Source organism: Pseudomonas sp. FBCC-B1565 (assembly GCF_059133265.1).
The window spans coordinates 21,500-45,406 of record NZ_CP101438.1 but is presented as its reverse complement, the minus strand read 5'-3'; the positions used below and the strand labels follow the sequence as shown (position 1 = coordinate 45,406).

Genomic DNA, 23,907 nt, shown 5'->3' with positions numbered 1-23,907 from the left:
TAAGATACGCCGCACTTAGCCAGGGATGCTCACCATGTTCGATTCGTTCAAAGCGATCAGCCGCCGTATTGTCGGCGCGTTATTGACTGTGGTGGGGGCCGTCTTTGGTCAATGGCATCCGCCGGTCTGGCTGCGTGCCGTTGGCCGTGGGCTGGCGAACTTGGGCAGCAAGGCCCGTGCTTATCCACGTCAAACCGGTGCCGGCGTAGTAGGCCTGGTGTTGCTGGCGGCAGCTGGTTTCTACGGCTGGCACTGGTATTCCAACCTGCCGCAACCGCATACCGCGAGCTACTCGCTGCACAAACCGAACCTCACCGACTACACCCAACCCACGCCGGTTGTGGATAACTTGCAGGTGCGTTTCGGCGAATCCGTGGCCCCGCTGGCGGCCATCGGCAAGCCGGTCACCGAGGGCATCACCCTCAAACCTGCGGTCGCGGGCACCTGGCGCTGGGCGGACGACCGCAGCCTGTTGTTCGTACCGGAAAAAGACTGGCCCATCGATGCCCATTACACCCTCGAAATGGCGAAGAAAACCTTGCTCGCCGACGGCGTATTGCTGGACCAGTACAGCGCGCAGTTCTCCACCCAACCGTTCCGCGCCACCCTGGCGCAAAACGAGCTGTACCAGGACCCGTCCAACCCGACGCTGAAACAGCTGGTGGCGACCTTCCGTTTTTCCCACCCGGTAGATGAAGACAGCCTACGCAAGCGCGTCACAGTAACCCTCGGCAAAGGCTTGGCCTACCGCGACGCCCAGTTGCCCAACCGGCCGGAAATCACCTTCGACGAGAAGAAACTCAACGCCTACGTACGCTCCGCTGCCCTGGCCACGCCGCTGGAAAGCACGCCGGTCAACGCCAAGCTCGACGAAGGCATCAAGGCCCGCGACGGCGGCAACGCCAGCACCGCACCGCTGGTGGCGGAAGTCACCGTGCCCGGTCGCTATCGCCTGACCTTTACCGGCGCCGAAGTGAGCTTTGTCGACAACCAACGTGGCGAGCCGGAGCCGGTGCTGATGTTCAGCAGTTCCAGCGCCGTGGCCGATGAGACCATCGCCGGTAAGGTGCAGGCCTGGCTCCTGCCGGAAAAAGCCCAGGACGACACGCGCCCCTACAGCAGCAACGACATCGATGACGCTCTGCTCGCCCGCAGCACCAAGGTCAACCTGACCCACGTGCCCAGCGTCGAGCCGCTGAACACCCTGCACGCCTTCAAGTTCAAGGCCCCGGCCGGTCGCGCGGTGTATGTGCGCGTACCCGCCAATCTGGAAGCCATCGGCGGCTATCTGGCAAAAAATCCTACGGCGTCGCTGATCAGCATGCCGGCGTATCCGCGTACCTTGCAGTTCTTGTCCGACGGCGCCTTGCTCAGCCTCAACGGCGAAAAACGCCTGGGCTTCATGGCCCGTGGCGTGCCCGGCGCCCATGTGGAAATCGCCCGCCTGCTGCCCAACCAATTGCAACACCTGGTGGACCAGAGCAGCGGCAGCTTTGCCCGGCCGAACTTCGGCAACGAATATTTTGATCGCATGGTCGAGCGTCAGTCGCTGGATATCCCGCTGTCGTCCAATGACCCGGCGAAAACCGTCTACGACAATGTCGACCTCAGCCACTACCTCACGGCCAACGGCGGTCGGCGCGGCATTTTCGTGCTCAAGCTCAGCCCGCAGGACGACCCGGCCACGCGCACGTTCGAGTACGACCGCAGCAGCACCAGCGACCTGCGCTTCATCGTGGTGACGGACCTGGGCATCATCGCCAAGCGCTCCAGCGATGGCAGCCATGACGTGTACGTGCAGTCCATCGGCAATGGCTCGCCGGTGTCCGATGCACAAGTGGACATCATCGGTCGCAACGGTTTGCCGGTAAGCAGTGGCCGCACCGACGCCGAAGGCCATGCGCACTTCGCCAAGCTGGATGAATTGCGTCGTGAGAAAACGCCGCTGATGTACGTGGTCACGCGCGGCAATGACCAGTCGTTCCTACCGATCGCCCGCCAGTCCCAACAGTTGGATTTGTCGCGTTTCGACGTCGGCGGCCTGGAAGAAGACGGTGCGATTGATCGCCTCAGCGCCTACCTGTTTACCGACCGTGGCCTGTACCGGCCCGGCGAAACCGCGCACCTGGGCATGATCGTGCGCAGCGGCAACTGGAAGGGCATGCTGCAAGGCCTGCCGGTGGAGCTGCAAATTACCGACCCGCGTGGGCTGGAGGTGATTCGCCAGCCGCTGAAGCTGTCCGCCAGTGGCTTTGAAACCTTTGATTTCCCCAGCAGCGAAGTCGCCCCCGCCGGGGAGTACACCGCGACCTTGCAGTTGATTGGCCAGGAACAGACCCGCACCGACCTGGGCAGCGTGAGCTTCAAGGTCCGCGACTTCGAGCCGGACCGCATGAAGGTCAGCCTGAGCCTGCATGACACGCCGGTGCAGGGCTGGATTCCACCGGACCAAGTGGTGGCCAAGGTCACCGCCATGCACCTGTTCGGCGCCCCGGCGTCCGGCCGACGCGTGACGGCAAAAATGTCCCTGAGCCCAACGCTTGCGGCCTTTGATCGCTACCCGGATTACCGTTTCCGCCTTAACGATGCCCTGGAAGACGCCACGACCGAAGACCTGGCCGAAACCACCGTCGACGACAACGGCCAGGCCGTGCTCGACCTCAACCTGCAGCGCTTCGCCAACAGCACCTATCGTTTACAGGTGATGACCCAGGTGTTCGAGGCTGAAGGCGGTCGCAATGTGGCGGCGCAAAGTGCCTTGCTGGTGTCGTCCGCGCCCTACCTGGTGGGTGTGAAAAGTCAGGATTCGTTGTCGTACGTCGCCAAGGATGCACCGCGCCAAGTGCAATGGCTGGCTGTCGCGCCAGACCTGACACCGCTGGCGGTGGACGGCCTGACCAGTGAAGTGGTCGAGCACCGTTATGTGTCGGTGCTGGTGAAACAGTCCAACGGCACCTACAAGTACGAGTCACGCATCAAGAACATCAGCCAGCCCGCGTTACCGTTGGTGATGACGAAAGAAGGCGCCAAGCAGACCCTGAACACCTCAGCGCCGGGCGACTTTACCCTGCAACTCAAGGACGCCAACGGCAACCTGCTGAACCAGATCGACTACAGCGTGGCCGGGCGTGGCAACACCTCGCGCTCCCTGGAACGCAACGCCGAACTGCAACTGCGCCTGGACAAACGCAGCTACGCCACCGGTGATGAGATCGCCATCAGTATCCGTGCCCCGTACACCGGCGCCGGCTTGATCACCATCGAGCGCGACAAGGTCTACACCCAGCAGTGGTTCAAGGCCGACAGCACCAACAGCGTGCAACATATCCGTGTTCCCGCAGGGCTTGAGGGCAATGCCTACGTCAACGTGCAGTTTGTGCGCGACATGGGCTCGGCCGAGGTGTACATGAGCCCGCTGTCCTATGGCGTGGTGCCGTTCAGCATCAACCTGGATGCGCGGCGCATGGCCTTGAAGGTGGAAGGCCCGGCGAAGATCGAACCGGGGCAGACGCTGGATATCAAGGTCAACGCCGACCGCCCGGGTCGGGCCGTGGTGTACGCCGTCGATGAAGGTATCCTGCAAGTGGCGCGCTATCAGACGCCGGATCCGCTGGGCTTCTTCTTCCAGAAGCGTGCGCTGGAAGTCGGCACCAGTCAGATCCTTGACCTGATCCTGCCGGAATTCAGCCGTTTGCTCAGTGGGGCGGCGCCGGGTGGTGATACGGAAGGTGCGCTGGCCAATCACCTCAACCCGTTCAAGCGTAAACATCAGCCGCCAGTGGCCTGGTGGTCCGGGCTGGTGGACTTGCCGGCCGGCGAAACCGTGCTGCATTACCAGGTGCCGGACAGCTTCAACGGCAAGCTGCACCTGTTTGCGGTGGCCGTGGACAGTGACAGCGTGGGTGTGAGCGAAGCCAGTACCGACGTACGCGGGCCCATCGTGATCACGCCGAACGTGCCGGCCTTTGTGGCGCCGGGGGATGTGTTCAACGTCAGCGCCGGGGTGTTCAGCAACCTCGACGCAGCGGCGGACGTGAAGTTTGAAGTGCAGACCAGCAACGGTCTGGTGGTGCAGGGTGACAAGGGCAGCACGCTGTCTCTGCAACCGCGCAAGGAAGGCACGGCCGAGTTCAAGATCAAGGTCGGTGACACCCTCGGCTCGGCGGATTTGCGCTTTGTCGCGGTATTGCCGGATGGCAAGCGCATCCAGGTCGCCGAAACCACCTCGATCCGCCCGCTGAGCGAACATCGCGTCGCCCTGAGCCTGGGCCGCTTCGACAGCGCCAGCAAAGAGCTGAAACCGACCCGCGAACTGTTCAGCCAACTGCGCGATGTGCAACTGGGTGTGGCTGCCTCGCCGCTGGTATGGGCTAACGGCCTCAAGCACTACCTGGACGACTACGGCTATGCCTGCACCGAGCAACTGGTGTCCAAGGCCATGCCGGCGTTGATCTGGGGCGGCAATGCGCCTGAAGCCGAGCACGCTTTCGGCAGTGCGGTACGCATGCTGCGCCAGCGTCAGAACCAGGCCGGTGGCTTTGGCTTGTGGGCGGCCAACCCCGATGTGGCGCCCTACGCTAGCCTCTACGCCACCGACTTCCTGACCGAAGCCAAGGAGCGCGGGCTGCCAGTGCCGGAAGACCTGCTGGTGCGCTCGAACGCGTACCTGACAGACCTGGCCAACGGTCCTAGCGAAGGCCTGTCGGAATTGCGCAACCGCGCCTACGCCAGTTACCTGCTGAGCCGTCAGGGGATTCTGGTGAGTGGTGCATTGAGCGATATCCGCGAACGCTACGAAAGCTACTTCAAGGACAGCTGGCAGAACGACCTCGGCGCCGCTTACCTGGCTGCCAGCTACAAGCTGCTCAAGCAGGATCGCCAGGCCGATACCCTGTTCCGCAAGATTCCATGGCGTTCCCTTGTGGATAAGTGGGACAGCGACGGTTTGTACTACGACCCGCTGGTTCATGACGCCGAACACCTGCACCTGTTGGCGCGACATTTCCCGGAGCTGATGGACGATGTGCCTGCAGCGCTGCTGGATAAACTCGGCAAGCGCCTCAACGAGCAGCGCTACAACTCGCTGTCTGCGGCACTGCTGCTGCGTGCCCTGGACAACTACGGCCAGCGTGCGCAAAGCGACATGACCCTCAAGGCCACTGCCTGGCTGGGTGACAAGCAACAGCAATTGCTGGAGATGGCCGGTCAGCCACCGCGCGCCGCCGTGCCGGGCGCCACGCAAAAGCTAGTGATGGAGAAATCCGACGGCCCAGCCGCGTTCTACATGCTCAGCGAAGCCGGTTTCGACAAGGGCGCCAAGCTCAAGCCGATCAACAATGGCCTGGAAATCATCCACGAATACCTCGACCTCAAGGGCGAGCCGGTGAGCAAGGTCGCGGTGGGTGATGAGTTCCTGATACGCCTGCGCCTGCGCGCTACCGACCGCGATCAGGTGCAACAAGTGGCCGTGGTCGACCTGCTGCCCGGCGGTGTCGAGCCGGTGTATAGCCTGCCGCCAGAGCCGGAAGCCGCCAGCACGGAGGAAAGTGAGGGTGAAGAATCCGAGTATGTGGAGGCAGACAGCCAGGAAGAACAAAGCTGGCAAGCCCCCATCGGTGAAACCGAGCTGAGCAACTGGCAGCCGGAGTATGTGGATGTGCGTGATGATCGCGTGGTGTTGTACGGCACCGCGCTACGTGATGTAGGCACCTTCGTCTACCGCGTGCGCGCCACCAACGCCGGTACCTTCAACACGCCACCGGCCTACGCCGAAGGCATGTACGAAACCACCCTGCAAGGGCGCGGCAAAGTAGGCCAGCTTGAAATTACCAAGCCTTAAACGCCTGGCACCGCCGCTGCTCGTAGCGGCGGTGGTGCTGGTGGGCCTGCGGCTTTGGCCCCATGCCCCGCTGGAACAGGCTGTCACCTCATCGCGGGTGGTGTTGGCCGACGACGGTTCGCTGTTGCGCATGACGCTGGCGGATGACGGTCAATACCGCCTGTGGCTACCCCTGGAGCGGATATCGCCGTCACTGGTCGAAGCCTTGCTGCTCAAGGAAGATCGCAATTTCTACTGGCACCCGGGGATCAATCCCCCGGCGTTGCTGCGGGCGGCCATGGCCACCTACAGCGGTGGCCAGCGCCAGGGCGGCTCGACCTTGAGCATGCAACTGGCCCGGCGCCTGTGGGACCTGAACACGCGCCAGGTGCCAGGCAAGTTGCAGCAGATGGTGCTGGCGCTGTGGCTGGAGGCGCGCTACAGCAAGCACGACATCCTTGAGGCCTACCTGAACCTGGCGCCCATGGGCGGCAATATCGAAGGGGCCGAGGCGGCGAGCCGCATCTACTTCGGCAAGTCGGCGGCGCAGTTGTCGTTGTCCGAAGCGCTGGCGCTGGCGGTGATTCCGCAGCAGCCGGGGCGGCGGGCGCGCTTCGGGCCGTCACTGCAACATGCGCGGCTGCGCTTGATGGCGGACTGGCGCGAGACTTATCCCCAGGACCCGCGTAACGACAGTTTGCTCGATTTGCCCCTGGAAGCGCGCAACCGTCAGCAGATCCCGTTCCTCGCCCCGCATTTGAGTGAACACCTGCTGGCCTCCCAAGCCGGCAATGAGCTGAACAGCACCCTCAACCTGCCGTTGCAGCAATTGCTCGAACGCCTGATCACCGGGTTTATCGCCGAGCGGCGCAGCACGGGGGTGGAAAACGCCACGGCCATCCTGATCGACAGCCGCGACCAGAGCGTCAAGGCACTGGTAGGTTCGGCGGATTACTTATCCACAAGCCTGCACGGTCAGGTCAATGGCGTGCTGTCGCGACGCTCACCGGGGTCGACGCTCAAACCGTTTCTTTACGGGTTGGCGCTGGATCAGGGGGTCATCCACCCCATGAGCATCCTTAAAGACTTGCCCAGTAACTTCGGCTACTTCCAGCCGGAAAATTTCGACGGCAGTTTTGTCGGCCCACTGACAGCGCGAGATGCGTTGATTCGTAGTCGCAACATTCCTGCGGTGTGGCTCGCCAGCCAGGTCAAATCGCCCTCCTTGTATGGACTGCTGCAACGCGCCGGCATCAAGGGCCTGCGCGACGAGAGCCACTACGGCCTGGCCCTGGCCCTCGGTGGCGGCGAGATGACCCCGGAAGAACTGGCGCGGCTGTATGTGATGCTGGCCGGTGACGGGCACCTGCGGCCGCTGCGCTACTTGCAGGAACAACCGCAGTCCACCGGCGCGCCGTTGCTCACGCCCCAGGCCGCGTTCATGGTGCGCGACATGCTGCGCCGTAATCCACGCCCGGATGGCCTGCCCGGCCGACATTGGCGCACCGCCTGGAAAACCGGCACCTCCTGGGGCTTTCACGATGCCTGGAGTGCCGGGCTGGTCGGCCCTTACGTGCTGGTGGTGTGGGTGGGTAACTTCGATGGCCGTCCGAACCCGGCGTTTATCGGTGCCAAGACCGCTGCGCCGCTGTTCTTCCGCATCGCCGACGCCCTGCCCCTGGCCTTGCCCAACACCGTCATCAAGCCCGACAAACCGCCCGCCGGGCTGGTGCGCATCGACGTCTGCGCCGCGTCCGGCGAACTGCCCAACCGTTGGTGCCCGCAAACCCGCAAGACCTGGTACATCCCCGGCGTCTCGCCGATTCGCGTGTCCAACCTGCACCGCCCGGTGCTGATCGACACCCGCACCGGCAAGGCCGCCTGCCCGCCGTTCGAGCCGCAGTACACCCGCGAAGAAGTCTTCGAATTCTGGCCCAGCGACGTGCAACGCCTGTACCGCGCCGCCGGCCTGCCTAGGCGCACGCCGCCCAACGTGCTGAAAAACTGCCAGCCCAACCGCCTGAGTGATCAAAGCGAAGCGCCGCAGATCCGCTCGCCGCTGACCCAGGTGAGCTACCAGTTGCGCTTGTCTCAACCCCAGGAAAGCATCCCGTTGAATGCCAACGCGGCCAGCGATGCGGCGACGCTGTATTGGTTTGCTGATCAAACCTTGATCGGCCAGGGTTCGCCGCAAGCCACACTGAACTGGCGGCCGGGCAAGTCGGGGGAGTATCGGCTGCGGGTCAGTGATGATCAGGGGCGCAGTGCGAGTCGGGGGTTGAAGGTGGAGTTTGTGCCGTGATCAGGTATCTTCGTCGCCGAAGCTCGCCTTGCCCACACGCTTGGCAAAATGGTTGTACGCCGCAGCCAGTTTTCGTTGTTCAAAGATAGAAAACACCAGGGTACCCAGCAGGATCAGCATCCACACCAGAAACAGCTTCAGCGTATCCACATGGGCCACGAACAGTAGCAGGGTCACTACGCCGCCAATCACCATGCCCAGCCCCATCCACGCCCCCAACACACGACCCACGGCCATGCGTATGCCTTTGGGCAGGACCAATCGGGTGGTCATCATTACCATGATGATCGCCAGGAAGAAGCCAAACGCGGCCATGAACGGAATCTGAAAACCACCTTCGCGGTACAACCAGGCCAGCAAACGATACAGCGGGCCGAGTTCTACCATCTGTTGATAGGTGTCCGGACGCGGCAAATGCAACTGGGTAATCTGCTCGGGTGTGAGGGCCATGATGCCCACGCCGATCATTCCTGCGAAGGCGGCATAGAACCCGCCCGCACGCCACAGCGGCGCCAGCACGCGGCGGCTTTCCACATCCTCGGTCAGCGCCACACCGAACACGGCCTTGGGGTATTTGCCCTGGGCAATCACGGTCTGGCCGTCCCGTTCGCAGGCATCACCGATCAGCATCACATCGAGGTCCTGGATAAGGAGGATTTCACCCTGGCGACGGGAGCTGCCGATCGACTCGTAATCGTCGGGCGACTTGTTGCCGAACAGATCGATGCCCTCGGCAATCACAGGGATTTCGCCGCTGGCATCCTGCAGGCGAAAGTCATTGCAGCACGCCTCGCTCTTGGACCGGCTCCAGCTCCAGCGCCCGTCGTCATCCTTCTCGCCGTCCTCGATAATCCACACGTAGCCGGCGCAAGGCTTGTGATGCACCGGCGACAACAACGGCTTGTCCACCATTACCTTGCCACGCAGCTCCACCAAGCCCATCGCCAGCGAACGAATCTGGCTCGTCGCCAGCCGCTGCTCGGTCTTGTAGAAGCTCGGACCAAAGCTGGCCAGGAGGCAGATCAGCAGGAACATCGGGAAAAACAACGCGACAACCGTCATCGGGGCGTAGATCAGCAAACCGATAAAGCCCGCAAGAATCACCAGCGCCAGCACGATTTTCCACTTCGGCTTTTTCACCACGGCGCCTACCGGCGTGGTCTTCATGCCCCTGGCACCTCAAGCTTCACACCTTCGTAGCGGGTTTCTTCGGCGCTGATCGCCAGCAACGGGATGCGCTGATAACTGAGCAACCGCGCAAAGAACAGGTCGGGGAACACTGCAATGGCAATGTTGTAGAGGTTGACCGACTCATTGAAGAACTCACGCCGGTCGGCAATGCGCTCCTCCACCGACGAGATCGCCTGTTGCAGCGCGACCATGTTCGGTCCCGAGATCAACGTGGGATACCCCTCCGCCACCGCAATCACCGACTTGATCGCCGCGTTGAGCTGGTTGGAGGCATCGACCTTGTCGTTGAGGCTGCTGGCATTAAGGTACTGCTGGCGAGCTTCACTCAAGCGCGTGAACAGGGCGTTCTCGTGGTTCATAGCGGTTTGGACCACACGCATCAGGTCCGGGATCTGATCGGCCCGCTGCTTGAGCAGCACGTCGATGTTGGCAAAGGCCTTATCTACATCATTACGCCGCATCACCAGCCCGTTGTAGAACCCCACCATCCAGCCCACCAGGCCGACGCCAATGATCAGCACGACGACGCCGGCGATAAGGAGTTCGATGTTCATGGTGAAGGCATTCCCTGGCTGAGTTATCCACAGGGTCGCATTCTAGGGGTAAAACCGGATCGCGCGGCGGGCACTGGCCCACAGAACCGACAAGAGGTCGCTAATGGGAGATGCCTGCCCTAAGTGCCGGGGCTCGCTTCAAGTAAGTGCACGTCTTGTTGGATCAGCCTCTCAACGACCTTGCATCAGCTCACGGTAGATTGTGATGTAGTCGGTAACCATCCGTTCAGCTGTGAAATACTTCCAATAGCGCTCCTCTGCTCGCAGCCCCCAAATACGTGCGTCTTCGGGATGCTCCCAAAGGTATTGCATCGCGCCTCGTAACGCGGCAGGGTCGCCCGGTGGCACAACTAGCCCAGTGTCACCGGATATATTGATAAAGGTGGTACCGGTACCTATCTCGCAGGAAATCATCGGCTTTCCATACATAGCACCTTCCAATAAAGATATGCCGAAAGCTTCCGAGCGAAGGTGCGAAGGAAAGACCACGGCATAACTCAGCTCCAGCAGCGCCAATTTGTCACTGTCAGGCAACTGGCCGAAGAAATGCACATTATCCAGCCCCAAGGCGCGAGCCTGTGCCTTGAGTTCATCCTCGATTGGCCCCGCACCGACAATGACTATGGGGAATTCAGTGCCTCGGGCCGCTTCCATCAGGATGTGCAGGCCTTTGTAATAACGCATCACACCGACGAACAGGAAGAATTTTTGCCCCACCTTCGTGCGCCAGGCCTTGAGCGTTTCCGGATCCGCCTTTGGATAGGTCTCACGGTCCAGGCCGATGGGAATCACTGAAACCTTGTCTCGATAGCGTGCCAAGACTGCGCTGGTGGCCAGGTAGTTCGGCGAGGTTGCCACGATACGGTCGACGTCGCGCAAGAACCAGCGTTTCAGAGGTCTGTAGAGTTTCAGCAGCTGTTTCTGGCGGATGATGTCGGAGTGATAAGTCACCAGCGTGGGTTTTTTGATTCTGGTGATGAAATGCACCACGTCCATGAAGGGCCATGGAAAGTGGTAGTGAATAACGTCAGCCCTGCGCGCGAGTTGATAAAAGCGCAAGAACGCCGAGATCGAAAATCCGGTTGAGGCGATTTGCAGATCCATCCTGGCGTGATGCACCAGGTACCCCCCGACATCAACCGTGCGCGGAACCTGTTTGGACGTCAAAGAAAGTACGTCTGTCTGCACACCCTGCTTGGCTGCGCCCAGGGCGATCTGGTGGATAACCTGCTCGATTCCGCCCATCGACCAGGGCACTGAGGTTTTATAAAAGTGAAGTACTTTCATGAGCTCCGAATAATCGCCGCCATGCGATCTACAAAGGTTTTTTTCGAGAATTTTTCAGCCTGTATCTCGCACGCGCATCGCATGGCAAGTGCTCTCGCAGGATTCAGGCTGTTGATCGCATCGCGCAAAGATTCCACGTCCAACTCCGGCTCCAGCAATAGTCCGGTCACACCGTCCACTATAGTCTCTATCAAGCCACCTTCACGTACACCGATCACGGGCTTTCCAGCAGACATCGCTTCCACGGGCGACATACCGAAATCTTCATCCGTCGGCACATAGATCGCTGCACGCGCACCACCAATACAGGCACGTAAACTGGCTTCGCTTTGCCAACCGGTAAAGTGGATGTTGGCAGCGCCATCGGCGAGTTTTCGCAACGCCAGCTCGTCCCGACCACCAGACGCAATTACCAGCTTCTGATCAGGCAACTCGAGAAAAGCCTTGATAATGGTATCAACCCGTTTATGACATTCCAGCCTCGCCAGGGAAATGAAGTAATCGCCCTGCTCTGTCCATCGAAAACGTTCGGTATCCACAGGTGGATGAATCACCTCCGACTCCAGTCCCAAGTGTAGACGCAGGCGTTTGCGCACACTTTCCGAGTTGGTAATTACACGGTCCATACGCGCAAGTGCTCCCTCGTAACGCCGCTGAAAGGCATCAAAGGCAACCGTTGCCAGGGGACGCAGCGGCGGTGCAAAGCGCTGCAAATAACGTTCGCGCCAGTCGTAGAGATAGCGGGGTGGCGTGTGACAGTAATAAATACGTGTGCCGCTGAGCTGGTGGGTAACCGCCAGGGGCGCATACAAGCCGCTGTAGATCACCGTCTGAGCGTCGCGCAGAAAGCCGGTGCGCAGCGTGAAGCACGCCAGTGCCTCGGCCACTCGGGGTAGTGAGCGGGTAGAAGTCGAACCCAGGCAACGTAGCCCCTCTGCGCCTAGCTCCTGCTCTGCAGCCAGATAACGCGCTTGTTCAAAAACTCGCGAGACCACCAGTTGGTAGTCAGGCAGCCCCTTGGCCAAGTCAATGGATAGCCGCTCTGCTCCACCGCTGACCTGCAAATAGTCGTAGAGAATGTAGTTGCTCATCGCTTACTCGACCCACGAAAACAGGGGTGCCAGCCTGTTGGGCCAGGAGGCCGATTGCGCATAGTGCTGATAACGAGGCTCCTGGCCTGTTTCATACAGCGCAGCACGCACCGCCACAATGAACTCGTCCGTCGATGAACACAGCACGGCCGGGCTCTTCAGGTTTTCCAATTCTGCCCAACGGCTGGAAACTACCGGCAGGCCAGCCGCCAGGTACTCATAGAGTTTGAGTGGATGAATATTCGCAATCAGTGAACTGCACGCTTCCAGGTGAAAGGGGATCAGTCCCACATGGGCATGTCGCAGGTAGCTGGCCATTTGTTGGTGAGGCCGCACACCAAGGAAATGCACGTTGATCGACATGTTGGTCGGCGTATTGGCACAGGGGCCGATCAGCACGAAACTGACGTCCGGCATCGCACGGGCACAAGCCTCCACCATAGCCAGGTCAACCCAGCTGCTGATATCACCAACGAATACGGCAATCGGGCCCGCAAGTGCAGCGTATTCATCGGGCAGCGGCGGCTCCCCGGCGAAGCGCTCGCAATCAACGCCATTGGGCAGGTACATTACCTCCCGCGCGCCATGCTCTAACGCCCACTGTGACAAGCCTTGCGAGGCGGTAACCACCAGATCGGCGCGCATCATTGTGCTCATTTCGCTCTGTAGAGCGCCGGCACCATAACCCTCAAAGCCGGCGTTGTAGTCAGCCAGGCGCATGACGCAGCGCTTGTAGCGGATCTCATCCAGCCAGGCGGGCTGATAGATGCTGTCCAGAAACAGCAAGTCGACCTCGCCGAAACCGGCATCACGCACAACCTGACTCACGTTGGGCCAACTCAGCTTGTTCCAGTGTGAAAACAACCAGGGCGAGCGCAGAAAACGACGATTGGAGGGTGCTAACAACGAGAACGGAACGTAGTGCCAAAGCTTGCCGTCAAGGTCACCCTGCCCGCCAGCCCGGTACTCCTGAAGACGTGTCTGGAATACCAATGAGTTTGGACGTAGAAAGTTGATGATTGAGATAGGTGCAGCCACATAGGCGACTTCCCAGCCCTGCTCCACGAACTGGGTAGCGATGGCATGACTGCCCACGCGCATCGGCGACGTCCAGCAGTGAATGCCTACATGCAGAACTCGCTTAACCATGAAGAGGCTCCAACAAACGCATGCTCCAGACACAACGCGCGGGTACATCACGAACACGGATAACTTGAGTCTCCACCTTGCAGCCATAACCGGGTGAGTAGGCCCCCTTTTCCACCGCGGCCTGTCCAGCGGAGATCTCCAGCCTGACCTGCCTGCCATCAGAGATCAGTAACCAGCCCTGCTCATCGCGCAGCACTCTTATCTGCGGGGCCAGCGGGAATGCCAACTCGCCCGCACCGGCGCCATACTCATCGACAACCTCGAAGCCATCGTCCAGGTACGCCACACTGCGTCGATGCGTAGCGGCAAACCCGTCATGCTCGCCGCAGAAACCGTCTTCGGTGGCCCGGATCACGCGGGTGCGCGCGACTCGTGACAGGCTGAACAAACCGGTAATACCCTCCAGCCAATCATTCTGCTCGCCGGATCCAACACTCAACGTGGCATGTGCCCGATTGGAGCGGAATGCGTTGCGCTGATCCGGCAGCGCCGTATAGCCATAGGTACCCGGATCGAGAATGAACGGCACACCGTCAAAGCAGACCTCAAACGACAACTGGTCATTATGCGCATGGCCGCCATTCCCCAATTGCCCGACGGAGCCGCAGCGCAACGACAACCAGAGCCTCGGACGGCGATAGACATACAGACCGAAATTGTCGAACGCACACAACGCATCGAGCGCGGTCTCTGGCTCGCCGCCCTGTCCTTGCCCAAGGGGGCCTGCCAGCGCCTGTAAGAGTAGTGCGTCCAGTGAAGCCGGTGGAGGTCTTGGCCCCTTGCGCAACTGCGCCACGCAATCGATAAACACCGCATGTCCATCCTTCCAGGGCGCATCGTGTAACGCATCGGGAGTGAGCTTGAAGAAGCGCCCGCTATCGTTGTCACCAACCTGAGCGACTCCGCCGTCTGGTCGGGTGATCCCACGGGAAAAATCAGCCATTCTGACCAAGTGCCGCAGGGCCTCTTCTGAATGCAGCGCGTGAGCCGCAGGCACACTGCGCTGAGCCGGCAGCACGCCCGGGCCCGAGGCATCCAGGCCGTCGTCGAGGATAGCGGAGTTCAGAGCCTGAAGCCGCGCCGCCACGCGGCGCGCCAATATAGCGGGAAACAGCACGAGTTCAGCCGACAGCCGGTGGTAGCTGGTTGAAGCTTCGAAATTGCTGCCATCCGCCTGGAACTGCACGAACATTTCCTTACCCAACTCATTGGCCGCCAGCATCAACCACGCATCAGTCTCTGCGCTGGGCGGCAGGTAGGCCGCAACAAACAGCAAACCAGCCAAGTTGGCCAGGTAATGGTTGCTGCGCAGGTGGGGGAACCATTCCAGGTGGGTGACTATATGACGACCGTGGGCCAGTACACTGCGCTTGAATTCGATGTCGAAGTCCGGCGCGAAACGCATGCCGGCGGCTATAAAAATATCGTGGGCCAGCAGTAGGTTGGCGATACGAATTCCCACGTCCATGGTGCAGGACCAGTTGACACCGAAGCGGGGCGGGTTGCACGCAATGAAATCCAGCACCTGATCCTGAAACTCTAGACGTAGACGCTCACTCGCCGCCTGATCTGCAGCCAACTGGTGGGCCGCTGCTGCCAGGGCCAGCCGTGGCAAATGTTGCATACGCGCCAGCTCCCAGGGCAGCTTGACGTCGACGCCAAGAATGTGGCCGTAGCGAATTAGCGCCGAAGGCGTAACCGGCGACCAGCGGTAGCCTGAACGCAGGTCAAGGTGCCAGTCGATGGACTGGTAGCCGGGCGAAATCAAACGCTGCAAGCGTGTCGCATGGCGACGGTTGGCTGGATTGCTTCCTTGGATTGCCGGCATGTCATAGCGGTGCCCTTCCAGTCCGGCCGCACGGAATCCTGCAACGGGCTGTATGTCCCAAGCGCCGAGCAGGTCGAAGCGGTGCTCCAGTAAGCGCTCGCTGTCGGCAGTCAGTACTGCACGCCAAGGCTCCAGCATTTGCGCAGTGATAGGTGGCAGCAGCGCTTGCAGAGGCTGCTCGGGAACATCGCCGCCAAATGTAGGCAAAAAACGGTCCCGCGCCTGCAGCCTGACTTGCGCCCAGTTGCGCAGCGCATAGGCAGTGACGCGACGAGCAATCTGCGCAGGCGGATGGCGCAGCAGTCGGCGAATCCGGGTTGGCCAACTCATAAACAGATGCGCTCAAGTGCGCATACGATCCGCTGCGTATGGTGACGCCAAGTATGTTTTTCCAGCACTTCCTGGCGTGCACGCTCACCCAGGGAGCGGCCAAAGTCAGGCTGCTCCAACACGTGAGCCAAGCCCTCGGCCAACGCAGCAGCATGGCCCGGCTCCACTAACCAGGCGCTGCTGCCATGCTGCAGAACCTCCTGGATCTGACCGAGTGCCGATGCCACGATAGGTCGCCCCATAGCCATGTATTCGAACAGTTTTGTGGGTGAACCGAAGAATGGTGTGCCATCAGGATTGGGCACATGAGGCGCGACCAATAAATCACAACAGGCCAGGTAACGAGGTGCGTCCTTCTGCGGCACCTGGCCAGTAAATACGCATTGCGAAAGAACGCCAAGTCGCTTGCAGGCTTCCAGCGTTGCAGCATGGCGGGCACCCTTCCCCATCAGCAACAGACGCAGATTCTCATAGTGTTGCGGCTGGCTCGCCAGCAGCAGGGAAAAGGCCTCGACCAGTTCCTCGGTGCCATGCCAAGGTCCGAAGGTGCCGATAAAACCGATCACCGTCTTGCCCTCAAGGGCCAGGGTCCGACGAAGGTCCGACGCATCGATGTCTGGATGAAAAGCCGTCGCATCCACGCCATTGGGATTGACCAGAATTCGCTCAACGGGCACGCCACGCCCAATCAGGTCCTGGTGCAGGACATCGCTGACCACCACGATCAGATCGGCGGCTTCCAGGTTGAGCTGCTCAACTTGCTCGGACAGTTTCAGGCGCGCCACTGGCTTACCCCAGTGCTGGCTGATCCAGACTTCGGAACCGTTGTACTCTGTCACCAGCGGTACATTCAGCTCCAGTGCCAGCTTGGCGCCTGCATAGTTGTTCAAGCTATAGCGCTGGTAGATAAACGAGGGGCGTTCGGCACCTACTACCGCGCTTACCTCGGCGCTGGCGGAGCGGCTGAACAACAACGCTGGCAACTCACGGAAATCCCAGAAAGCCGGGGCGGGCAAAAGAATGCGCACGGTGAGGCAAGGATCGACAATAGGATTACCCACGGTGGCGAACACCAACGGCACAACACCTGTGACATCGCCCAAGTTGTTGACCACTCCGGCCATGTGCGTGACAGAGCCACCCACTTGGGTCGAGAACCATAGGTCGGTTTTCAGGTACAGGCACGGAGCACCGGGTTTCGGCGATGCGGCGCTGCGACGCTGCGCACAGCCCCGTAGATGGGCCAATTCACGGTTCACTTCTGCGAGCTCGCGGGGCAGGCGCAGCGCCTCGCCGAGCGTAGCGAACGCCTGACGCAGCAGTGCAAGGAAGCCCACTTTCAGCTGCCGCTGGTGCGGGTCGACGATCATCACACTACCGTGGCTAAGCAGACGCAGAACCACCATCACCAGCAGCGGGCGCGGGCGTAGCCCAAGATGCGCAAGCGTCAGTGTCACCGATGTGTAACGCAGTAAGTGGCGGCGCATTCCCGGGCCACGCACAGTGGCAGCAAAATCAGCGTGTGACCACGTTTCGACGTCGGCAGGCAGTTGCATGCCCTCTGGAGGCCCGCCGTCACAGATCAGCAAGTGCCTTACCATATCAGCGCCCACCCCGCGCGTTCGGTGTGTCGATCCAGCGGTCGTACCAGCCTGCCAGGTTGTACAGCACCCACAGATTGGTGCCGTAGTCGCCACGGCCACTGCGGTGTGCCTCGAACAACTCGCGAATATAGCCGGGGTTGAACCAGCCACGCTTGAACAGCGCGCACTGGTTGATCTCGTACTCTACACGACGACCGAACTCACCCTTGAGCCAATAGGCCACCGGTGCGCCGAAGCCCACTTTGGTACGGTCGATGACGCGGTCGGGAATCAGCCCGCGCACGGCATCCTTGAACAGTGATTTGGTGCGGCCGCCTTCCAGCTTCCAGTGAGCAGGCATGGCGTAGGCGGACTCCACCATACGATGGTCAAGAAAAGGGACGCGTGCCTCAATCGAATGCGCCATGGTCATCTTGTCTACCCGCATCAGCAGCAGCTCGGGCAGTCTATAGCTGAGTTCCAGTTGGGTCATGCGCCGCAATTGCTCGATATCCCCAGCTGGCAGCATGGCCGCTGCCGCAGCCATTACCACGTTACTGTCGGCCACACGCAGCAGGCTGTCATCCAGTGGTCCGGAACTGCCGCCAAAGTCGATAGCACTCTTGTTGAGCAAGGCGCTTTTCTGGATTTCCCAGAAGGTCGCAGCCCCCCCAAAGAAGCATTCTTTGTCACTACTGGCACGAATCAGGAAGTCCAGCCCAGAGGCGTGGGACAAACCATCACGTCCTGCTTGTCTGGCCAACCAGCCAGCCCCGTGGCGCATGGCTCTGGGGAGCATGCGATAGGGTTGCCAGAAGCGCCGGTGCAATTTCAGATATCGCAGATAACCGCTGTAACCGGCAAACAATTCATCAGCCCCCTCACCCACCAGCACGGCCTTGACCTGACCCGCAGCCAACTTGGAGACATGATAAAGCGGCACGCAGACCCAATCAGCCAACGGCTCATCCTGGTGATAAAGAATGTCGGCCCAGGAGTCTTCAAACATGTTCCGGGTCACTGATACTTCGTGGTGCTCGGCGCCAAAGTGACGGGCCATATCACGGGCATACTCGCGCTCGTCCATTTCCGGAAATCCGTCGTAGCCGACCGAAAAGGAATGCACCTTGCCGCTCGCGTGCGCCGCCATGCCAGCCAGCAGCGAACTGGAATCCACGCCACCGGACAGCAAAACACCCACCGGGACATCAGCCGCCATATGCTCGACCACAGAGGCGTCGAAGCTCGCACGGATGCTGCGCACCGCTTCATCGCGGGTAGCCGGCAGTGAAGGGGGATTGAGCATTGGATGCCAGTAGCGCTTGAACTCCATGCGGCCACCGTCGACAAGCTGCAGATAGCAACCTGCTGGCAGCTTCTGGATACCACGAAACATCGTCATGGGTGCTGGCGTGACCATGCCACTCAGGTAGTGGTACATGGCAATTGGATCTATGTCCCGTACCACGTCGGGCACCTGCAGGATCGCCTTGATTTCGGAGGCGAACAGCAGGCGACCATCGCTGGCGTGCAGGTAAAGCGGCTTGATGCCGACCCTGTCACGCCCCAGATACAGGACGCGCTGCAAATTATCCCAAAGTGCGATTGCGAACATGCCTCGCAGGCGCTGAAGCAACCCTTCCCATCCCCACGCCCGGTAACCCTGCACCAGCACCTCGGTATCCGAATGTGCAGTACGGAACCGATGACCCGCGACTTCGAGTTCATGGCGCAACGCTACGTGGTTATAGATCTCACCATTAAAGGCAACGACCACGGATTGCTCAGCATCCGACATCGGCTGCGTAGAGGCGTCGTCGAGATCGACAATCGACAATCGCCGGTGCCCCAGACCCAGGCGCCGTGACGCGTCGATCCACAAGCCAGCCGCGTCAGGCCCACGGTGACTCAGGCTGTCGCGCATGCTGATCACTAACGCGTCGGAAACCGATCCCCTCCCTTGCGCAACAAACACTCCGCTGATTCCGCACATGGCTCAGGTTCTCGAAAACAGCATCAGAAGCAATCGGTTCGCCCCTCGATCCAGGATTCATGCCAAAGCACGGCATTGAGTACCGTCCAGAGATGGAAGCTGTAGCCACCGCCCGTGCCCATCTGGTGCTTGAGCATGTCTCGGAAGTAGCCGTTGTCGAAGAAGCCTTCGCGTACCAGACGCGAACGTTCGAATGCGGCCATGCAGCGGCGACCGAAGTCTTCCTGCTTGAACCACGCCTCCATGGGGGCGCCGAAGCCCTGTTTTTTGCGGTAGATCATGTCGTGATCGAGGTAAGGCTCCGCGGCTTTTTTCAGCACATGCTTGCCGACGCCGTTACGCAGTTTGTGGTGTGGATGCAGGGTGCGGGCGAACTCGATGATGTCGTGATCCAGATACGGTGTACGGGCCTCGATGGAGTGCGCCATGGTCAGTTTATCGACGCGCATCAGCAGATGCTCGGGAAGGCGCAGTTTCATTTCCAGATAGGGAATCTTTTGCAGAACATCCGGCTGCAACAGTTTGCCCTTGATCTGCGACATGTAGTGTTCTACCACTGCATGGCTGTCGGTGCTGCGATGGGAGTCGGGCAAAAGACCCTCAACCGGGCAGTCGATCTGACTGGAAAAAATGTCCATGTTTGGCGTGAGCTGATCGCGCATACCGCCCCACCAGCACACCGCGCCCCCCCAGAACAGTTCCTGACCAGCGCGCGCGCGCTTCTGGATTTCTTTGTCTTCAGTGGTCACCGCTGGCAGAAGCGCCCTGGGTTGGGAGACGAATCGTCGCCACCAAGGCATCCCGCCGCCGGGCAGCGCCGGGTTATACATGTTCATCGCTTTATCGCGATAATGGTCGCACCACCAGTAACCCAAGAAGTTCTCGTCCGCACCCTCTCCCACCTGGACGACGGTGGTGCCGTTGTCACGCACCAGCTTCGACAAGAAGTACAGGGGAATGCAGACGTTGTCAGCAATGGGCTCGTCTTGCAGGCGCACCATCTCAGGCAGGAAATCCTGCGCGTCGCGGTGATTGATCAGCATCTCGTGATGCTCGGTACGATAACGCGCAGCCACCCGCTGGGCATACTTGAACTCGTTGGTCTCCTCTTCACCTTCATAACCAATCGAGAAGGTCTTGATCGGATCGCTGCGCAGCTCACTCATAAGCGCCACGTTAAGGCTGGAGTCCACACCACCGGAAAGCAGGACGCCAAAGGGTACATCCGAGACCATGCGGCGCTCGATGGACTGGCGCAGCAATGACGTCATCTCGGCCACGGCCTGTTCATCCGTACGCTCGATAATGTCCGCAGCGCTGGGTATGCAGTCCCAGTACTTGTGCGCCTTGGCTTTACCGTTCGCATCGATAGTCATCAGATGCCCAGCCGGCAGCTTGAAGATGCCCTTGAACAAGGTCAGCGGTGCTGGCGTCACGATAAAGGTCAGGTAGTGTGAGAACGCGGTCTGATCCATCTGCGGCGATACTGCGGGATGGCCGAACAACGCACGGATCTCCGAAGCGAACAGCCACTCGCCCGAACGGGTGCGGGTAAAGTACAGCGGTTTCTTGCCGGCGCGATCGCGAGCCAGATGCAGCACGGGCGCATTGGGATTACGCGCGTCATAGACGGCGAAGGCGAACATGCCGTGAAGTTTCTGCACACAGTCGATGCCCCACACCTCGTAGGCACGCAATAGCACCTCGGTATCGGAGTGATCGGTGCGCCAAACGAACGGCCGAATCGCGGAAATCTCACGGCGTAACGCGGCATGGTTATAGATCTCGCCGTTGAAGCTCAGCACCACCGTGGCATCTTCGTTCGCCATCGGCTGCGTGGCGGCCGTGGACAGATCGATGATGGACAGCCGGCGATGCCCCAGCACACAACGCTCATACCGCTCCCGCCAGATCCCTGCGCCATCTGGACCCCGATGCAGCATGCGATCACGCATATTGATCAACGTCCGGTCATCGCACACTTTTGACTGCGGGTTGAAAGCGCCCGTGATTCCACACATTCGATTATTCTCAGCGTTCGTTGTGGTTGATGTCGTCTTGCTGGCGGCCAAAAAGCCTTCCAAGCCGGCGGGACAACCGATAAGCCAGGTTGCGGCTGATCCGCTGCAACCTGGCCAACAGAATGGCGTGCTCATCTGCTGCTGCCACCAGCCTCAGGTTCAGTTGCTGTGCATGGTCAGCTTGTTCGGCCAGCGCGGCATCGCGTCGGCTCACCTCTTCTTCCAGATGCGCCAGGCCCTGACGCAGTTCGACGATCTCGCGTTCGCGCTCAGCGGCATGGGCCATTTCCTGGTTGATTACCTCGGCCATCCGACTCAATTGCTCACTGCGTCGCAGCAATTCCTGCTGCGACTCTTGCTGCAGTTCGGTAGCCCGCTTTTGTTGCTCTTGCGCACGAAGCATTTCGAGGCTCAGCGCCTCCGCGGCGTTGCCAGCCTCTGCCTGGAGGCGCTGCACGTGCTGGTTCAGCTCGATCATTTGCGCAGCCGTTCCGGATTGCGCCATGGGTTCGGCCTGGGCCAGCAGTTCAGCACGGCGCTGTTGTGCCATGGCGCGACGATGGGGTTCTAACGCGGCACCATCGCCTTTACGACAAGCAACGACAAAGAGAATCGGTGCCGTCAGCGAGAAACGCTCGAGCAACGAAACCGCCGGGCCTATGGAGTTGAGCAGTGCGCGCGCCGTAACCGGCAATTGCTGCGATTCGCCACGTCCAACCAGCAGGTCGGCAGCTCCACGGTGTCGGCCAAGCATGTAGGAAGCGAGCTCCGGCAGGCTCATCCCATATTGCCCATCCATATGCAACAACTCGAAACCGCAACGCTCCAGCAGGTGACGAACCTGCGCAGCGCCAAAGAGGTTGATATGTCCCGGCGTGTCGTAGCCACCATGCACCACGCTGCAATCACCGCGCTGAGCACGCAGCAGTGGTGAATCGAGATTAGGAATGGTGAAGGCCAGCACGCCATTATCGGCCAGCAACGGGTGGCAACTCAGCAGCATCTGCGCAGGATCGACCATATGCTCCAGTGACTCCCAGAAGCTGATCAGATCGAAGACCCCCGTTGGCATCTGGGTATCATGCAGTACCTGCAGCCCGGCATCTTGGCAGATCTTCAGGCATTCACGCGAAGACTCAACGCCCAAGCCATCGAAGCCGTGCTCACGGGCGGCAATCAGGGAGTTGCCCAGGCCGCAGCCCATGTCCAGGTAGCGCAGCCCTTGCCGTGGGTTGAACAGCACACTCAGGCGTGTGAAATAGTCATTGAAGCGAGCCAAGTCGGCCTGCTGGTTTTCGGCAGACATACGCTTGTGAAAGGAGCGCTGGAGGACTTTCTCCGCCTGCGGGCAAGCCTGGAAGAACCGCTCGAACAGGCGAGCATCGACCTTCAGCGGGACGTGCCAGCAGCCGCACTGGCCACACTCTTCATAGCCATAACCATCATAGGACTGAAAGATCAGCCGCTGATCGTGCTCCGTGCCACAGGCCGGACAGCCGCGGCGTTCCAACTCGACTATCAGCGGGCGGCCCTCACGGTTCCACCATTGCACAGCCTCGCCCCAGTCGGACTGACTCATAGTGCTGAAGGGTGTCCCGATGGTCATCTGCGGAGCGCTGGTATCATCGTCCTGCAGGGTGGTCAGGACAACGATCAGGCGGGCAAGGTCGCCAGCCAAGTCACCGGCGGTCTGGTCAATCGACATTAAGTAGTCCGCCTCGTGAAATTCATTCGCCAATTGTCTCCGCCACGCCCGCGCGCGCTGCGTAAATCAGCAGTTCACGCTGGGTCGGGTCAGCCAGCATGGCCTGGTAGTTTTCCAGGTCGGTACCCATCAGTTCAGTCAAGCCATAGATGCTGTAATTGAAGGCCTGCGACTCAAGCACGCTGAAGTTGGAGGCCTGCAGCATCCACTCGATCTCGTCGGCGGTATATTCGCGGTGATGCCCCTCAAACGGCAATTCGGTGGCGAACTGGCTCTGGATCGGGGGGTGGACCGACTGCCCACGTGCCAGTTTCTGGCGGTTGTAGATATAGGCCAGGTTGGGCGTGTCGAGCACCAGCAGGCCATCGGCGACAAGCGAGCGGTGCAGATCACGCAGCAGCAGGCGCGGAGTATGCGGCACATGCTCGATCACACCCATGAGTACCACGGCGTCATAGCTGCTATCCGGCTGGAAGTCCGCGAAGTTCTGCACCCGCACGCCTTGCTCGATCAGCAATCGCTGGTTGTCATCGAAGCAAGCGCCGTAGCTGTCGTACGAGTCCAGCGCGGTCACCTGGTATCCAGCCTGTGCCAGCATCAGCGAGCAGTTGCCGAAATAGGCACCGAAGTCCAGTACCCGTGCACCTGGTGGAACGTGCTGGCGCAGCATGCGCAAGGCACGAACCATGCGGATCGAACTGAGGTTGATGTAGTTGGACCAGTTAAAGCCTTTCAGGCCTGGGGAATGGGTTTCCAGAACCGAGTAATCCTTGCCGCCGATGCAGGCCATGACCTGCTGCGCGGCATGGTCGGCAATGGCAAACTCTGTTGCGAAATCACGCTGTAACTCGTCGGTAAAATTCAGCTTCATGCTTTGACCTCATTGATGATCAGGCGGCGGCTCTCATGCACCAACACGTCCAGCCCAATCCATCGTTCATCACGGGCGTCGATAATGTTGCGTGCCAGCCACTGCGGGTTCTCCGCCGCAAGGTTCGCCATCTGAATGCTCCTGCTGCAGAAGTCGAACAACCACAATTTCAGGATGTTGGCGG

The 23,907-nt window shown here is 60.4% G+C and carries 14 protein-coding genes; 2 read left to right on the top strand and 12 right to left on the bottom strand.

The features are described from left to right. The first annotated feature begins 34 nt into the window (after positions 1-34). Together NL123_RS00135 and pbpC are read left to right on the top strand one after the other, a co-directional pair. Positions 35-5,839: an MG2 domain-containing protein gene (locus tag NL123_RS00135; RefSeq protein WP_494357008.1), complete on the top strand. Its 5,805-nt coding sequence runs from the start codon at positions 35-37 to the stop codon at positions 5,837-5,839. Then, entirely contained in the window at positions 5,820-8,120 is a 2,301-nt protein-coding gene (gene pbpC / locus NL123_RS00130) for a penicillin-binding protein 1C (RefSeq protein ID WP_494357007.1), read from the top strand. Before NL123_RS00135 ends, pbpC begins: the two co-directional genes overlap by 20 nt. Here the strand turns inward: pbpC and NL123_RS00125 are convergent, their stop codons facing one another. From NL123_RS00125 to NL123_RS00070, 12 genes are all read right to left on the bottom strand, one after another. Next, positions 8,121-9,287: a hypothetical protein gene (locus NL123_RS00125; protein ID WP_494357006.1), complete on the bottom strand. Its 1,167-nt coding sequence runs from the start codon at positions 9,285-9,287 to the stop codon at positions 8,121-8,123. It abuts the gene before it with no gap. Then, a complete protein-coding gene (locus NL123_RS00120; protein WP_494357005.1) occupies positions 9,284-9,865 on the bottom strand; it encodes a LemA family protein in 582 nt (193 codons plus the stop codon). Before NL123_RS00120 ends, NL123_RS00125 begins: the two co-directional genes overlap by 4 nt. Positions 9,866-10,036: 171 nt before the next feature. Next, on the bottom strand, positions 10,037-11,152 hold the full coding sequence (locus tag NL123_RS00115; protein WP_494357004.1) for a glycosyltransferase family 4 protein: 1,116 nt from the start codon (positions 11,150-11,152) through the stop codon (positions 10,037-10,039). Further along, positions 11,149-12,243, bottom strand: a complete 1,095-nt coding sequence (locus tag NL123_RS00110) for a glycosyltransferase (RefSeq protein ID WP_494357003.1) — start codon at positions 12,241-12,243, stop codon at positions 11,149-11,151. Before NL123_RS00110 ends, NL123_RS00115 begins: the two co-directional genes overlap by 4 nt. Positions 12,244-12,246: 3 nt before the next feature. Continuing rightward, on the bottom strand, positions 12,247-13,392 hold the full coding sequence (locus tag NL123_RS00105; RefSeq protein WP_494357002.1) for a GumK N-terminal domain-containing glycosyltransferase: 1,146 nt from the start codon (positions 13,390-13,392) through the stop codon (positions 12,247-12,249). Next, on the bottom strand, positions 13,385-15,550 hold the full coding sequence (locus NL123_RS00100; protein WP_494357001.1) for a heparinase II/III family protein: 2,166 nt from the start codon (positions 15,548-15,550) through the stop codon (positions 13,385-13,387). Before NL123_RS00100 ends, NL123_RS00105 begins: the two co-directional genes overlap by 8 nt. Beyond that, positions 15,547-17,106, bottom strand: a complete 1,560-nt coding sequence (locus tag NL123_RS00095; RefSeq protein WP_494357000.1) for a glycosyltransferase family 4 protein — start codon at positions 17,104-17,106, stop codon at positions 15,547-15,549. The genes NL123_RS00100 and NL123_RS00095 overlap by 4 nt, the downstream gene beginning before the upstream one ends. Positions 17,107-17,152: 46 nt before the next feature. Continuing rightward, positions 17,153-19,126: an asparagine synthase (glutamine-hydrolyzing) gene (gene asnB, locus NL123_RS00090; protein ID WP_494356999.1), complete on the bottom strand. Its 1,974-nt coding sequence runs from the start codon at positions 19,124-19,126 to the stop codon at positions 17,153-17,155. Positions 19,127-19,149: 23 nt separating this feature from the next. After that, positions 19,150-21,198: an asparagine synthase (glutamine-hydrolyzing) gene (gene asnB / locus NL123_RS00085; RefSeq protein WP_494356998.1), complete on the bottom strand. Its 2,049-nt coding sequence runs from the start codon at positions 21,196-21,198 to the stop codon at positions 19,150-19,152. After that, positions 21,158-22,852: a class I SAM-dependent methyltransferase gene (locus tag NL123_RS00080; RefSeq protein ID WP_494356997.1), complete on the bottom strand. Its 1,695-nt coding sequence runs from the start codon at positions 22,850-22,852 to the stop codon at positions 21,158-21,160. Before NL123_RS00080 ends, asnB (NL123_RS00085) begins: the two co-directional genes overlap by 41 nt. A 22-nt stretch (positions 22,853-22,874) precedes the next feature. After that, a complete protein-coding gene (locus NL123_RS00075) occupies positions 22,875-23,723 on the bottom strand; it encodes a class I SAM-dependent methyltransferase (RefSeq protein WP_494356996.1) in 849 nt (282 codons plus the stop codon). After that, positions 23,720-23,854: a hypothetical protein gene (locus NL123_RS00070; protein ID WP_494356995.1), complete on the bottom strand. Its 135-nt coding sequence runs from the start codon at positions 23,852-23,854 to the stop codon at positions 23,720-23,722. Before NL123_RS00070 ends, NL123_RS00075 begins: the two co-directional genes overlap by 4 nt. Between the last annotated feature and the right edge of the window lie 53 nt (positions 23,855-23,907).

Excerpts from the sequence above, each read along its gene's own strand:
- NL123_RS00135 (WP_494357008.1), top strand. The coding sequence starts at position 35 with ATGTTCGATTCGTTCAAAGCGATCAGCCGCCGTATTGTCGGCGCGTTA.
- NL123_RS00125 (WP_494357006.1), bottom strand. The coding sequence starts at position 9,287 with ATGAAGACCACGCCGGTAGGCGCCGTGGTGAAAAAGCCGAAGTGGAAA.
- NL123_RS00120 (WP_494357005.1), bottom strand. The coding sequence starts at position 9,865 with ATGAACATCGAACTCCTTATCGCCGGCGTCGTCGTGCTGATCATTGGC.
- NL123_RS00115 (WP_494357004.1), bottom strand. The coding sequence starts at position 11,152 with ATGAAAGTACTTCACTTTTATAAAACCTCAGTGCCCTGGTCGATGGGC.
- NL123_RS00110 (WP_494357003.1), bottom strand. The coding sequence starts at position 12,243 with ATGAGCAACTACATTCTCTACGACTATTTGCAGGTCAGCGGTGGAGCA.
- NL123_RS00105 (WP_494357002.1), bottom strand. The coding sequence starts at position 13,392 with ATGGTTAAGCGAGTTCTGCATGTAGGCATTCACTGCTGGACGTCGCCG.
- NL123_RS00100 (WP_494357001.1), bottom strand. The coding sequence starts at position 15,550 with ATGAGTTGGCCAACCCGGATTCGCCGACTGCTGCGCCATCCGCCTGCG.
- NL123_RS00095 (WP_494357000.1), bottom strand. The coding sequence starts at position 17,106 with ATGCAACTGCCTGCCGACGTCGAAACGTGGTCACACGCTGATTTTGCT.
- asnB (WP_494356999.1), bottom strand. The coding sequence starts at position 19,126 with ATGTGCGGAATCAGCGGAGTGTTTGTTGCGCAAGGGAGGGGATCGGTT.
- NL123_RS00080 (WP_494356997.1), bottom strand. The coding sequence starts at position 22,852 with ATGTCGATTGACCAGACCGCCGGTGACTTGGCTGGCGACCTTGCCCGC.
- NL123_RS00075 (WP_494356996.1), bottom strand. The coding sequence starts at position 23,723 with ATGAAGCTGAATTTTACCGACGAGTTACAGCGTGATTTCGCAACAGAG.
- NL123_RS00070 (WP_494356995.1), bottom strand. The coding sequence starts at position 23,854 with ATGGCGAACCTTGCGGCGGAGAACCCGCAGTGGCTGGCACGCAACATT.